The organism is Acinetobacter sp. P1(2025) (assembly GCF_051390655.1).
In the GTDB taxonomy this organism is placed as follows: Bacteria; Pseudomonadota; Gammaproteobacteria; order Pseudomonadales; family Moraxellaceae; genus Acinetobacter; species Acinetobacter junii.
Genome location: NZ_JBPKBJ010000039.1, coordinates 1 through 13,751, shown reverse-complemented (window position 1 = coordinate 13,751; position 13,751 = coordinate 1). Strand labels below are relative to the sequence as shown.

Sequence of the window (13,751 nt, the reverse complement as noted above, 5' to 3'; positions counted from 1 at the left end):
AAATAAATACTGAAATACGACATAAACGGACGAGCGTCAGGAGTTTTTTTACTTTTTATTCAATTTGGCCTTTAATTGGTTATTTTCTTCAATTAAAGCATCAACTTTGATATGAAGCTGCACCAAAAGCTGTTCAATATGCTGTAGATCTTTAGGAGTAACCAAACCGATTCGATTTAAAGAGTGATTTACACCTGTATCTAAAATTTTTTCTACTTTGTCTTTAGTGTCAGTCACAGACTCTTTTGCCTTTTCAGTGACTTTCCCAACGGTGTTATCTGCGAAATCAACAGTTTTTGACTCAAGCTCTTCGCCAACTTTTACAAGCGAGTCAAATAATTTATTTCCTTCTTCTTCAGCACGTGAAAATGCACCTAAACCTGCCAGCCAAATTTGTTGTGTATATTTTTTGAAATCCAAAGCAGATTTTTTAGAACTCTTTGATTTTAATTTGGTTTTTACCTCGGCTTCTTCACCTGAATTTTCAAGGTTAGTGTTATCCATAGACCAATGCTCCTAAGCACTTTACAAACAGTATGTCGTATTTAACCATAAAAATGTTTTTATAATATCAAAGTTAAGACTTGATCGTTTTAAAAAACTGTTCTACAAAGCTACAAAGTCATGTAAATTAATATTAATCATTGAGCAAGGATGCTCAAGTTTATATGCTTTATGGTTATATCTATTGACTGGTAAGGAAAAAGAGACTCATGAGTGAAACGCAACAAAGACATAGACATCCTCATTTGTTGCTAAACTTTGTTATCATTGTTTTAGAAACTTTTTTCTCATTTATCCTGACTCATGATTCAGCACTTCGTCTACAGGCGAAACGATTTATTGACCAGCGTGTGACTTTACGTATCAATAGCTATATCCCTTTCTTTGATTTTTATATTCAGTTCACAGACAAAGGATTGCTATTTGATATGCAGTCTTTAGATCGAAAAATTGATCTTGAAATCAATAGTACGCTGATCGATCTTACTAAAATATTTGTGTTTAATAATCAGCGCAGCATTCACAACATGCGACTTTTAGGTGAAATCTCACTTGCCGAAGAGTTTTTAGATTTAGCACCGCATTTGACACTCCCAAGCATATTTGCTAACTGGAAACAGTGGTTTAGTGCATTCGATGATGATGCTGAAACCTTAGCTTCTCAGCAAAGAATTGCACCCTTGCTAGATAAAATTGATCAACAACGCTCTGAAATAAACTCATTACTCGTGGAAGTAAAACAATATCAAAATCGAATCCATAGACTCCAAAAGCGCCAACGCTTGATCAATATCAGCTTTGCTGTATTTAGCTTTATTTTGATTGGTTTTTTTGTGTATAATATGTGGATACAATAAAAACTTTATATTTCACTTTTCACACACATATTGGCAATTAAAAAACTTGACTATTTTAGTCGGAATTCATAAAATTTAGACATCTAGTCTAACCATGTGTACCGAATCATGCGTCTTACAACTCGCGGTCGTTACGCAGTGACTGCTCTACTTGATTTAGCTTTGCAGCCAACTGAACAAACGATCACGCTTGCGGAAATAGCAGCACGCCAATCCATCTCTGTCGCTTATCTCGAACAATTATTCGCAAAGCTTAAGCGCCATGGGTTAGTTTCAAGCGTTCGTGGTGCAAATGGCGGATATCATCTTGCGCGTATTGCAAGTGAGATCACAGTGCTAGAAATCATCGAAGCTGTAAATGAAACTGTTGATGCGACTCGTTGCGACCATAAAGGAAATTGCCAAAATGGTGCAATGTGTTTAACGCATGACTTATGGCAAGAACTCTCCCACCATATTGCCGATTATCTCGCCAAAATCACACTTGCGGATTTGATTGCACGCGACAATGTACAAACTGTCGCCCTGCGCCAAAACTCTACAAGCTTTGACTCAGCTCTTTTATCGGTTACAGGTATTTGACATGAAACGTCCAATTTATCTTGATTACGCAGCAACCACTCCTGTCCTTCCTGAAGTTGCAGAACGTATGATGGAATGCTTAACCTTCGAAGGGACTTTTGGTAATCCTGCATCCCGCTCGCATGCTTATGGTTGGCAAGCCGAAGAAAAAGTTGAATACGCGCGTGAACAAGTCGCTAATCTTATCAAAGCTGATCCACGTGAAATTGTGTGGACTTCTGGTGCGACTGAATCTGATAACTTAGCACTCAAAGGTATCGCTCAGTTTTATGGTTCAAAAGGCAAGCACATTATTACAAGTAAAATTGAACATAAAGCTGTTTTAGACCCATGTCGTGAGCTTGAGGAAGAAGGCTTTGAAATCACCTATCTCGAGCCAGAACCACGTACAGGTCTAATTACACCTGAAATGGTAAAAGCTGCTTTACGTCCAGATACAATCCTTGTTTCACTTATGATGGTGAATAATGAGATTGGTACAATTACTGACGTTGCTGCAATCGGTGAATTAACACGTGCGAATAAAACACTCTTCCACGTAGATGCCGCTCAAGCTGCTGGAAAAGTTGATATCGATCTTTCAACTATGAAAATCGATTTAATGAGTTTCTCTGGTCATAAAATTTATGGTCCTAAAGGTATCGGTGCATTATATGTTCGTCGTAATCCACGCGTTCGCTTAAAAGCGCAAATGCATGGTGGTGGTCATGAACGTGGTATGCGCTCTGGTACCTTACCAACACATCAAATCGTTGGTTTAGGTGAAGCGTTCGAAATTGCTGGTAAAACCATGCATGCTGAACAAGAACGTCTACGCCAATTACGCGACAAACTTTGGAATGGCTTACAAGACTTAGAACAAGTTTTCTTAAATGGCCACCCTACTCAAAACGTTGCAAATTATTTAAATGTCAGCTTCAACTTTGTTGAAGGTGAATCTTTAATGATGGCGTTGAAAGATGCAGCCGTTTCAAGTGGTTCTGCATGTACTTCTGCAACACTAGAACCATCATATGTATTACGTGCTCTAGGTTTATCTGATGAATTGGCACATAGTTCAATTCGCTTTAGCTTTGGTAAGTACACCACTGAAGCTGATATCGATCACGTATTGACAATTACCAAAGCTGCTGTTGAGAAACTTCGTGAACTTTCTCCGCTTTGGGATATGTACAAAGAAGGTATCGACCTTTCAACAGTTGAATGGGCTGAACACTAATTCATTGAACTTGAATTGAAAAACGTGTTTTAACCCTCATATTAATATTAGGCTGACCCCGAGGTTTGGAGAAGCGAAATGGCTTATAGTGAAAAGGTAATTGATCATTACGAAAATCCTCGTAATGTGGGCGTTTTGGATAAAAATGCTGAAAACGTTGGTACAGGTATGGTCGGTGCACCAGCTTGTGGTGATGTAATGCGCTTACAAATCCAAGTCGATGAAAATGGCGTAATTGAAGAAGCTCGCTTCAAAACTTATGGTTGTGGCTCTGCAATCGCATCAAGTTCCCTTGTAACTGAATGGTTAAAAGGTAAAACTCTTGATGAAGCTCAAGCAATCAAAAACATTGATATTGCAACAGAGCTTGCTCTTCCACCAGTAAAAGTACACTGCTCTGTATTGGCTGAAGATGCGATTAAAGCTGCGATTGAAGATTATCGTGGCAAAAAAGCGAAAGCTTAATAGTTTAACGACGTAACACATTGGAGTTTTCATGATCCATTTAACTGAAAATGCTGCGACTCACATCAGCAATTACCTACAGAATCGTGGTAAGGGTGAAGGCATTCGTGTTGGTGTGAAAACTTCGGGTTGCTCTGGATTAGCTTATGTACTTGAGTTTGTTGATGATGTTGACACACATGATCAAGTATTTGAGCAGTTCGGTGTTAAAGTTTTTGTGGATCCTAAAAGCTTAGTTTATCTCGAAGGTTTAGAGATGGACTATGTTAAAAATGGTCTAAATGAAGGCTTTGAGTTCAACAACCCAAATCAAAAAGGTGAATGTGGCTGTGGTGAATCATTTACAGTCTAAAATCATATCACCCTCTTTTTTATTCATTAAAACAGTGTGTTCCGCACTGTTTTAATGTATTTATAAATAGCGGAATTCATCTCCCATGAATCATTTTGAGTTGTTCCAATTACCCGAAGCACTCGATATAGATTTGGCAGCTTTAAAAAAACAGTTTTTGAATTTGCAACAGCAATATCATCCAGATAAAGCTGCTGACAAAGATCAGGCGTTAATTAAGTCAAGTGAAATCAATCAAGCGTTTAAAGTACTTTCACAAGTTGATAGTCGTGCTGCATATTTACTTGCCTTAAAAAAGCAAGATCACCATCTTGATCAATCCATCAGTGATTTTGAATTTCTACAATCAGCACTTGAGATGCGCGAGCAACTTGATGAGGCTAGATCAACAGATCAATTACGTACATTAAAAGTAGACGTTCAACAATGGATTGATGGATTAGTCCGCGAATTCAAAATTGATTATGCTGACGAAGATTGGGCTGAAGCTCGTGATACGGTACGTAAATTACGCTTTTTCCAACGCGTAATGAACGATATTGATAAAGCCGAAGATCGCATGTTAGACGAAGAGGATAGCTTCGACTTAGATGATGATTTTTAGTCTGCCGTTACCAATTATTTTCAAGGGATACCTCACGCATGGCACTTTTGCAAATTGCTGAACCTGGTCAATCTACTGCGCCGCACGAACATCGAATTGCGATCGGTATAGACTTAGGAACAACCCACTCTTTAGTGGCGACAGTGCTATCGGGAAAACCGAAAGTTCTACAAGACGATAAAGACCGAGTTTTACTCCCTTCTATCGTTCATTATGCAAAGGATACAACTACATTCGGCTATGAAGCTAAGCCGTTCATGTTGACTGATCCTAAAAATACAATTGTTTCTGTTAAACGTTTCATGGGACGTTCTCAAGCAGATATTAAATTCCAACATCCTTATGTGCTTGTTGGTGCTGAAAATGAAATGCCAGCATTTGAAACTGCTGCAGGTCGAAAAACACCTGTTGAGATTTCCGCTGAGATTTTAAAAGAATTAAAAGAACGTGCAGAGGCAAGCTTAAAAAATCCAGTTAATGGTGCAGTTATTACCGTTCCTGCATATTTTGATGAAGCACAACGTCAAGCGACTCGTGATGCTGCTCAATTAGCTGGTTTAAATGTACTACGCTTACTCAACGAACCAACGGCTGCTGCTGTTGCTTATGGTTTAGATCAGGATGCCAATCTCAGTACAGATCGTAATTATGTAATTTATGATCTAGGTGGTGGTACGTTTGACGTATCTATCTTGCGCTTCTCACAAGGTGTGTTTGAAGTATTAGCCACAGGTGGTCATACTGCATTAGGTGGTGATGACCTCGACCGCTTAATCGTGAAGTGGGCAAAAAAACAGCTTAGCATTGAAACTCTAAGTGATGAAGAGTACGCAGTTTTTGTCGTTGCTGCACGCCAAGCTAAAGAACAACTCACTGATCATGAATCTGCTGAATTAAAATTATTCGATGATCGTCTAGTTTTGGATCGTCCAACATTTGAATCAATCATTCAGGTCGCACTCGATAAAACAATCAGTGTATGTAAACGCGTATTACGCGATGCAAAACTTGAATTAGATGAAATTGAACATGTTGTTTTAGTTGGTGGTTCTACTCGTTCTTATGCAGTACAAAAAGCAGTTCGCGATATATTTAAACGTGAACCTTTATGTACAATTAATCCAGATGAAGTAGTTGCAATTGGTGCATCAATCACAGCAAATCAGCTCATCGGTAACAGCCAAGATGGCTCTTTATTGCTTGATGTTACTCCACTCTCATTAGGTTTAGAAACTATGGGTGGTCTGGTAGAGCGTTTGATTTCGCGCAATACAGCAATTCCTGTAGCTCGCCGTCAAGAATTCACGACTTATCAAGATGGACAAACTGCCATGCTGATTCATGTCGTACAAGGTGAACGAGATTTAGTTGAACATTGTCGTTCACTAGGTCGCTTTGTTTTGCATGGCATTCCACCGATGACGGCTGGTCAAGCGCGTATTGAAGTTACATTCCAAGTTGATGCTGATGGTTTACTAACAGTATCTGCAAAAGAAACAACTTCTGGTGTTCAAGCACAAATTGATATCAAACCTTCTTATGGTTTATCAGCTGCAGATACGGAACGTCTATTAATTGAAGGTTTCCAGCATGCTGAAGAAGATAAACAACTTCGCCATTTGCAAGAAACAAAAGTTGAAGCAGAACGTGAATTAGAAGCTCTAGAACAAGCTTTAAAAGCTGATAAAGATTTACTTTCTCAGCAACAAGCTCGTGATTTAATTCTTGCTGCAGAAGCACTTAAAGCTCGCTTAAAAACTAATGAGTTAGAAGCAATTGAAAATGCTGTTCAACAACTTAAAACTCACAGCGATGCGTTTGCAGCACTTCGTATGAATCGACATATTGACCATGCCTTAAAGGGTACAAAACTCGAAGATTGGTCAAACTCAAACTAAAGGTATAGGTGATCAATATGCCACGTATTAAAGTTCTCCCTCATGCTCAATTCTGTCCTGAAGGTGCAGAATTCGAAGTGGAAAAAAATGCAAATTTATGCCAAAGCTTACTTAAGCAAGGCATCAAAATTGAACATGCATGCGATATGTCATGCGCATGTACCACATGTCACGTCATTGTCCGTAAAGGTTTTGACAGCCTCGAAGAAATGAATGACGTGGAAGCCGATTTACTTGACCGTGCATGGGGTTTGGAGCCAGACTCTCGCCTTTCGTGTCAAGTTGAAATTGTTGATGAAGATTTAGAAATTGAAATTCCTAAATACACAATCAACCATGCTTCAGAAAATCACTAAATTTTCAAAAATTAGTGACATAAAAAAACTCCTCTAAATGAGGAGTTTTTTTATGTGGTAGAGTTTTGCAATACAGAAGAAAAAAATAATCTATTGTTTAACCTCATCATCGAGATTTAAACGTGGAATGCCTTGTGCATTAGTAATTTTTTGCTGTGTTTTGATTCTCTGAATCATTTTCTCTAGAATTTCTACCAGCTCAGGGTATTCATAATTTTGTACTTCTTCAAAATTCAGCACCAAATGAAAACCCTTATATTCGAAATCAAACCATTTTTGTGTATCTGATTTTTTGCCTGTGAATTTCTCCATGACTTGCCATGTTTTCACAGGACCTTGAATCCCTTTCAAATAGATCGGCACTTTAGGAACACACAGAAATTCATTTTTAATTAACTGATGTGTATCATCTGCAATCAAAATTTCATCAACTTCAGCAGCTGATTGCAAACGGGCTGCCAGATTTACATCACGACCAACAATCGTATATGCCATACGATGTGAAGCACCATAATTTCCAACGTGACAATATCCCGTACTTATTCCCATGCGAATATGTAATGCTGGATAACCCATTTTTTTCCAGCGTTCGCGTAGCAATTTCATCTGTTGGCGCATTGCGATAGCCATTTCAACACAAGACTTCGCATCTTGTTCTACGCCTTGAGAGTTTGGATCACCAAAGAAAATCAGGATCGCATCACCCATAAACTTATCGACGGTTGCTTCATACTGTTTTGCAATTTCCGTCATATGACTTAAATAATCATTTAATAAGAAAGCTAAATCATCTGGAATTAAGCTTTCAGAAAGCTCTGTAAAACCTTGAATATCTGAGAAGAAGATCGTTAATTTTTTCCGTTTATATTCAATTTTAGCTTCAGCCTCGCCACGCATAATCGACTGCCACAACTGTAATGGAGCATAACGACTTATTTGATTTGCAAAGGCAATATAACGAGTCATTTGATTATGATAATGCTGACGTTGCTGACCTAGAATATTCAAACGACGATATTGATAGTAGTTACCAATCACAATGAACATCATCAATCCAAGTAAACTCACCACTGTAAGTTCAGGATTAGTCGGTTCAAAATATTCTTCCGCACCAAATATAAAAAATGTTGAAAAATAAAAGGTCAGCACACCAATCAAAATAATTAATGATGCTACTGGCAAAGTAATTTTATTGTTTAAACCTACATAAAGTAGTGCAAACAGGATTGTAAATGTAGGTACTAGGCTTAAATGTAATCCAGCTAAAACAATGGCAACGATAACAGCTTCTATGCCAAATAAAACGTTCTTCTCTGTATCACGATCAAATTTGTATTGAAGCCATTTTTCAAGCTTAGGAGACAGTAAAAAGAAAACTAATAAAATTGGAAGAATATAGAGTTGGTGATTAGCGCTAGAAGAAGTAAAAGTATAAATAACCAAAATTAATGACAAAATCGAATACCCCATCAAACGATGGAAATAAGCGAACTGTCTAGGTTCTTTATCGATTAACCTATCTAGTGGCACCCTCTACTCCTTCCTTATCTAAGAAGACCTACAATCCTCTTGACTAAATCAGTCCATGCGCCAATCAAAAGGCATATCACCCTGACCACGTAATGCAAGCATAAGGGTTTGACGCATATGAGCAAGAACATCGCTGCTGTATGGTACAGCTGGAGTACCCCAAACTGGTTTAGGCCACGCAACATCATTTTGATAACGTACAACATGATGAAAATGAAGCTGTGGTACAACATTACCAAGTGCCGCTACATTCATCTTGTCAGCACGGAATACGCGAGAAAGCTGACTAGACAACCAACTCGATTCACGTAAAAATTGTTCCTGATCGGCTTGACTGAGTTCATATAACTCAGTGATTCCAGGAACACGTGGTATAAGAATTAGCCAAGGAAATTGCATATCATTCATTAAACGACATGTTGAAAGCGGAAAGTCGCCTACAAAAAATGTATCTTGAGCAAGTTGTGGATGCAAACTAAACATATCTTTATAAATGATGCAAAATAATAATGGTCAATACTATCACATCAGTTGTGATGTGAATATTATTAGTAACCTGTTTGATTACAAATAACAATGATTTTCCTCAGTTATTAACGCATCATCCGACCAAAAAATGATTCTGTATCGAATGATACTTCTCCCCTCAAATCTGATTTTCTAATTAGCCATTCAACTCACTTAACAACTTGTTCAACAAAGTCACAATAAACTCGATACGCTCTTCATATTCTGACAAATGAACTGTCAATTTCAATCGCTGACCCCCCTCCATACGATAGTGAGTTGGATTCTTCTGCATCAACTGAATGATACTGATTGCTTGTACAGGTGTATCAGGAGAAAACTCGATATACCCACCGTTTGTATTCACATCGACTTTTGTAATTCCGAGTTGTTCCGCTTTAAGACGCACTTGATGAACGCTGAACAACTGTTTAACTGCTTGAGGTGGAATACCAAAACGGTCAATCAACTCCATTCGGATATTATCCAGTTTCTCTTGTGTGTCTGTATTACTAATACGCTTGTAGAACAATAAGCGTTGATGAACATCGCCCAAATAATCATCTGGAATCAATGCTGGCATATGTAAGTTAATTTCAGCAGTAAGTGAAAGCGGAGCATCGAAATTAGGAGTTTTACCTTTTTGAATCGCCTTAGTTGCCTTTTCAAGCATCTCCATATACAAGCTGTAGCCAATTGCTTGCATTGAACCACTTTGCTGCTCACCTAAGAGCTCACCAGCACCGCGAATCTCTAAATCTTCTGTCGCCAGCATAAAACCAGCACCAAGTGTTGAAGCTCTTTGAATTGCATCTAAACGTTTTTCAGCGTCACCTTTCAAATGTTTGAGTGATGGTACGAGCAAATAAGCATAGGCTTGGTGATGTGAACGCCCAACACGACCGCGAAGTTGATGCAACTGGGCCAAACCTAGTTTATCGGCACGTTCTATAATGATTGTATTGGCATTCGGTACATCAATACCCGTTTCTATAATCGTAGAGCAAACCAGTACGTTATATTCTTTGTGGTAGAACTGCTGCATGACTTGTTCAAGTTCACGCTCATGCATTTGTCCATGAGCAACTGCTACACGAGCTTCTGGAACCAAGGTTCGAATACTTTCTGCAGCTCGTTCGATTGTATCGACTTCATTATGTAAGAAGTAGACTTGTCCACCACGCAATAATTCACGCAGAATTGCCTCTTTCACAGAGTCATCCGTATGCTCTTGAACAAAAGTTTTTACGGCTAAACGGCGTGCTGGTGGCGTCGCAATAATAGATAAATCACGCATTCCAGAGAATGCCATATTCAAGGTACGAGGAATTGGGGTTGCTGTGAGCGTAAGCATATCCACATCGGCACGAAGTGCTTTGATACGCTCTTTATCACGCACACCAAAGCGATGTTCTTCATCGACGATCATTAAACCTAAATTTTTAAACTGAACATTTTCTTGCAGAATTTTATGGGTTCCGACCACGATATCAACTTTGCCATCAGCCAAATCTTCAATGATTTTTAGATGCGTTTTGTTGCTTCCGAAACGTGATAAAACTTCGATACGAACTGCTGTATCCGCAAAGCGATCTTTGAATGACTCATAATGCTGTTGTGCAAGTAAAGTCGTCGGCACCAAAACTGCGACTTGCTTATTGTTTTGTACTGCCACAAAGGCTGCTCGCATTGCAACTTCAGTTTTTCCAAAACCAACATCACCACAAACCAAACGATCCATAGGTTTCGCAAGTTGCATGTCATGAAGAGTTGATTCAATCGCATTGGCTTGGTCTAGTGTCTCCTCATAAGCGAAGCCACTTGCAAATTGCATATATGCCGTGTGATCTAGCTCAAACGCAAAACCTGGTTTTGATTGCCGACGAGCTTGTATATGCAATAACTCAGCCGCTACATCATGAATTTGCTCTAAAGCTTTGCGCTTAGCTTTACTCCATGTATCTGTACCCAACTTGTGCAAAGGCGCAAGATCAGGATCTCCACCACTATAGCGACTAATCAAATGTAAATTGGTGACAGGAACATAGACCTTAGCCCCATCAGCATAATCAAGTTGTAAAAACTCATGATCTTGCTGATCAATCTCTAAGGTAACTAATCCCGCATAACGTCCAACACCATGATCAATATGTACGACAGGCGCACCTATACTCAGTTCGGTTAGACTCCGAATTAAAAACTCTTCGGAGACTTCTTGCTGGCGTTTTCGTCTACGTTGAACAACTCTGTGTTCGTAAAGTTGATTTTCAGATATAACTGATAATTGATCTGTGAGAAGTAAACCACGGTCTAAAGGAGCACTGGTAATCGCAACTTTTAGCTTATCCTTTTGGAATTGAGCAAAGCTATCGACTGTTTGAATTTCTCCTAAAACTGAGCGCAGCGCATCTTTTAAAGTTTCGCGTCGTCCTGCACTTTCAGCGACTAAAAGCACAGGAAATTCAATTTGATCGATATAATTTTTAACAGCTTGAAAAGGCTGCTCTTTTTTAGGATCTACAGCGAGTTTTGGAGGTTGCTCTGCTGATAAATTTAGAACACCAGCTTTCTCGTCGAAAGTATCTGCCGAAGCAAGAATTCTTGGAAATTGATTTAATGCCTGTAAAACATGATTAGGCATTAAAAATAGATCTTCAGGAGGAAGGATCGGTTGATCAATATTGTGACGACGATCTTCGTAACGACGAACGACTTCCTTCCAAAAACTAATTAATTCATCTTCAACTTCATTATTTGTAATTACAACGCAATTCTTTGGTAAGTATGTCGTTAACATACTTTGCGCTTCCATTAACTTTTTATCAAAAAATAAAGGAAAATAAAACTCTAACCCTGGTGTTGCTATACCTTCGAGTACATCTTGATAGATAGGATTTTTCTTGGGATTTGCGGTAGGGAAACTTTCCGCATAGCGATCTCGGAATGTTGATCTACCTTCTTTGAGAGGAAACTCTTTAGCAGGTAATACAGTAAAATTTTTTAATGATTCAGTTGTTCTTTGCGTTTCAGGATCGAAGAACTTCAGGCTTTCAATTTCATCATCAAATAAGTCGATACGAATAGGTTGATCTTGTCCTGATGCATATATGTCCATAATGCTGCCACGAACTGCAAACTCACCATGATCATAAACAGTATCAACTAAGCGATAACCTGCTTGGACTAATTGTTTTTTCTGTGCTTCTAAATCAAGTTTTTGACCAACTTTAATATCAAAATGCTCACCAACAACCCATGAGTAAGGTGCAACACGTTGAGCCAAAGTACTAGCAGAAATTAATAAAATCCCCTTTTGTGGCATATTAGATAAAATAGCCAGACGCTCGGAGACAATATCTTGGTGCGGAGATAATCGATCATATGGCAAAATCTCCCAGTCAGGAAAGATTGTTGGTTTTATGCCATAAAATTCAAGCTCACTTTCAAGCTGTGCAAGATGTTGATTATTTCGTGCAACAATTACATATAAATTAGAATTCTGAGTGGCAATTTCTTTGAATAGTAGTGCAGCAGATGATCCAAGTAGCGAACCAATCCAGCGTTTTTCGCCAGCTTTGAATTGTTGTAAGTTTAATTGAGAGATTTCTTGTTGAAACATAGAGAAAATCGTGCAATTTAAAGGACAAGTGGCTTAGTTTAGCATGATGTTTTTTTACTAATAGGAATTTTTTGGCTTATCCTTAATGCAAAGTTATGTATTGAGTAAATCAAATAGAATTGCTATCGAAAGTCACTATTATTTAAAACAGGATTCTTTAACCAATTTTTAATGTTATGGATTTGCTTTTCTACTTCAATAAGAAGATGAGGACTATTATCATGAGTCCATGTTTCATCACACCAGTCACAAGCATCATATAAATCACCCAGCCATGAGGGATAATATACAATTTTCGGATCAAAATTACGTGGAGCCCCCATAAAATCGGCTTCTATTTTGTTAAAAATTTTACATAATTCAAAGGGTCGTATTTCACCCACTTTATATTTCTTTAGAACATTTAGGAAGTAATGAGCAGCTAAAATTTCGGCCTCAATTGAATTCACTGAAAAATTTACATCTACTTTTTGTATCAACCCTAACAAAAGAGATTTGTGATCAGCATCGTGATCAAAAAGTTCAAAGTACTCTATCTCTACAACCTTATGTGCTTTTGTATATTCTGCGATTTTACTTAAAGTAAGATCTTGAGAGTAATCAGTATAGTAAATTTCTACGAAAAGTGCTTTTAATGTCATCAATCCATCTTCAATTTTGATATTGTAATTAAATCCAACTCCTTCTAAACATCAATTTTAAACCCTAAATCAATATCAGATGCAGCTTGACCACCTCGTATTCCAAAATTATCCGTTGAAATTTCTCGAATTATTATCATAACATGATCTCTTGGTACACCAAATGGTTCTAGGTTATCTACAATCGTTTTATACAGTAAACGTTTGGTTTCTAATGAGCGACCTACAAAACAATCAATGGTAATGTGTGTAAAAAACTCTGGTTTTTCCTTTTCTGGTGGACACTGAAAATGATGTGGTTCATACGTGACTAAACGTAGATGCCGATCATTTGGCATAATTTTAAACGACTCTATCAAAGCAGAATGCACTGCTTCAATAATTCCAAGCTCCACTTCTAATGTATATTTTTGCCTTACCTCAATAAGAACACTCGGCATTTTACTCTCCCAAACAAGCACCATGAATGAATATTTATATTTTCTATCAATTGATTAGACTAAATTTATAGGACTTACGCATTGACAGATTCAAAAAAGTATTAAAATGCTTTATAAAGTATCTGTGATTAGACGAATTAAACATGCTTCTACAGCAACCTGTACTCTACCCATTTA

Annotated in this window: 14 protein-coding genes; 8 read left to right on the top strand and 6 right to left on the bottom strand. The window is 38.0% G+C overall.

The annotated features are described in order from the left end of the window. Window positions 1-48: 48 nt before the first annotated feature. Window positions 49-504 (bottom strand): phasin family protein, encoded by a 456-nt coding sequence (locus ACSC97_RS11170; protein WP_004912022.1) that lies wholly within the window; start codon window positions 502-504, stop codon window positions 49-51. A 209-nt stretch (window positions 505-713) separates the two neighbouring features. Here ACSC97_RS11170 and ACSC97_RS11165 point away from each other — a divergent pair, with 209 nt between their 5' ends. The 8 genes from ACSC97_RS11165 to fdx all read left to right on the top strand — a co-directional run bounded on the left by ACSC97_RS11165 (window position 714) and on the right by fdx (window position 6,837). Next, window positions 714-1,361 carry a hypothetical protein gene (locus ACSC97_RS11165; protein WP_416701586.1) on the top strand — a complete coding sequence of 216 codons (648 nt, stop codon included), beginning with the start codon at window positions 714-716 and terminating at the stop codon, window positions 1,359-1,361. A gap of 108 nt (window positions 1,362-1,469) precedes the next feature. Beyond that, window positions 1,470-1,943: an Rrf2 family transcriptional regulator gene (locus tag ACSC97_RS11160; RefSeq protein ID WP_004912027.1), complete on the top strand. Its 474-nt coding sequence runs from the start codon at window positions 1,470-1,472 to the stop codon at window positions 1,941-1,943. Window position 1,944: 1 nt separating this feature from the next. After that, window positions 1,945-3,162: an IscS subfamily cysteine desulfurase gene (locus tag ACSC97_RS11155; protein WP_436660966.1), complete on the top strand. Its 1,218-nt coding sequence runs from the start codon at window positions 1,945-1,947 to the stop codon at window positions 3,160-3,162. A gap of 78 nt (window positions 3,163-3,240) precedes the next feature. Further along, on the top strand, window positions 3,241-3,627 hold the full coding sequence (gene iscU / locus ACSC97_RS11150) for a Fe-S cluster assembly scaffold IscU (protein WP_125297772.1): 387 nt from the start codon (window positions 3,241-3,243) through the stop codon (window positions 3,625-3,627). A gap of 31 nt (window positions 3,628-3,658) precedes the next feature. Next, on the top strand, window positions 3,659-3,979 hold the full coding sequence (iscA, locus tag ACSC97_RS11145) for an iron-sulfur cluster assembly protein IscA (RefSeq protein WP_004912036.1): 321 nt from the start codon (window positions 3,659-3,661) through the stop codon (window positions 3,977-3,979). An 85-nt stretch (window positions 3,980-4,064) separates the two neighbouring features. Beyond that, window positions 4,065-4,583 carry a Fe-S protein assembly co-chaperone HscB gene (gene hscB, locus ACSC97_RS11140; protein WP_004954963.1) on the top strand — a complete coding sequence of 173 codons (519 nt, stop codon included), beginning with the start codon at window positions 4,065-4,067 and terminating at the stop codon, window positions 4,581-4,583. 38 nt (window positions 4,584-4,621) lie between these two features. After that, complete coding sequence (gene hscA, locus ACSC97_RS11135) at window positions 4,622-6,481, top strand: Fe-S protein assembly chaperone HscA (RefSeq protein WP_436660963.1); 1,860 nt, start codon at window positions 4,622-4,624, stop codon at window positions 6,479-6,481. A gap of 17 nt (window positions 6,482-6,498) precedes the next feature. Beyond that, window positions 6,499-6,837 carry an ISC system 2Fe-2S type ferredoxin gene (gene fdx / locus ACSC97_RS11130; RefSeq protein ID WP_004912046.1) on the top strand — a complete coding sequence of 113 codons (339 nt, stop codon included), beginning with the start codon at window positions 6,499-6,501 and terminating at the stop codon, window positions 6,835-6,837. Window positions 6,838-6,927: 90 nt separating this feature from the next. Here fdx and ACSC97_RS11125 read toward each other — a convergent pair whose 3' ends face one another. The 5 genes from ACSC97_RS11125 to ACSC97_RS11105 all read right to left on the bottom strand — a co-directional run bounded on the left by ACSC97_RS11125 (window position 6,928) and on the right by ACSC97_RS11105 (window position 13,574). Continuing rightward, on the bottom strand, window positions 6,928-8,367 hold the full coding sequence (locus ACSC97_RS11125; RefSeq protein WP_436660960.1) for an adenylate/guanylate cyclase domain-containing protein: 1,440 nt from the start codon (window positions 8,365-8,367) through the stop codon (window positions 6,928-6,930). Between the two features lie 48 nt (window positions 8,368-8,415). Continuing rightward, window positions 8,416-8,850, bottom strand: a complete 435-nt coding sequence (locus ACSC97_RS11120; RefSeq protein ID WP_004912054.1) for an HIT domain-containing protein — start codon at window positions 8,848-8,850, stop codon at window positions 8,416-8,418. A 181-nt stretch (window positions 8,851-9,031) separates the two neighbouring features. Further along, window positions 9,032-12,493: a transcription-repair coupling factor gene (mfd, locus tag ACSC97_RS11115; protein ID WP_436660958.1), complete on the bottom strand. Its 3,462-nt coding sequence runs from the start codon at window positions 12,491-12,493 to the stop codon at window positions 9,032-9,034. A gap of 122 nt (window positions 12,494-12,615) precedes the next feature. After that, complete coding sequence (locus tag ACSC97_RS11110) at window positions 12,616-13,134, bottom strand: hypothetical protein (RefSeq protein ID WP_436660956.1); 519 nt, start codon at window positions 13,132-13,134, stop codon at window positions 12,616-12,618. Window positions 13,135-13,178: 44 nt separating this feature from the next. After that, the gene (locus ACSC97_RS11105) at window positions 13,179-13,574 is read right to left on the bottom strand and encodes a tautomerase family protein (RefSeq protein ID WP_436660954.1); all 396 of its coding nucleotides are present in this window, start codon (window positions 13,572-13,574) and stop codon (window positions 13,179-13,181) included. Between the last annotated feature and the right edge of the window lie 177 nt (window positions 13,575-13,751).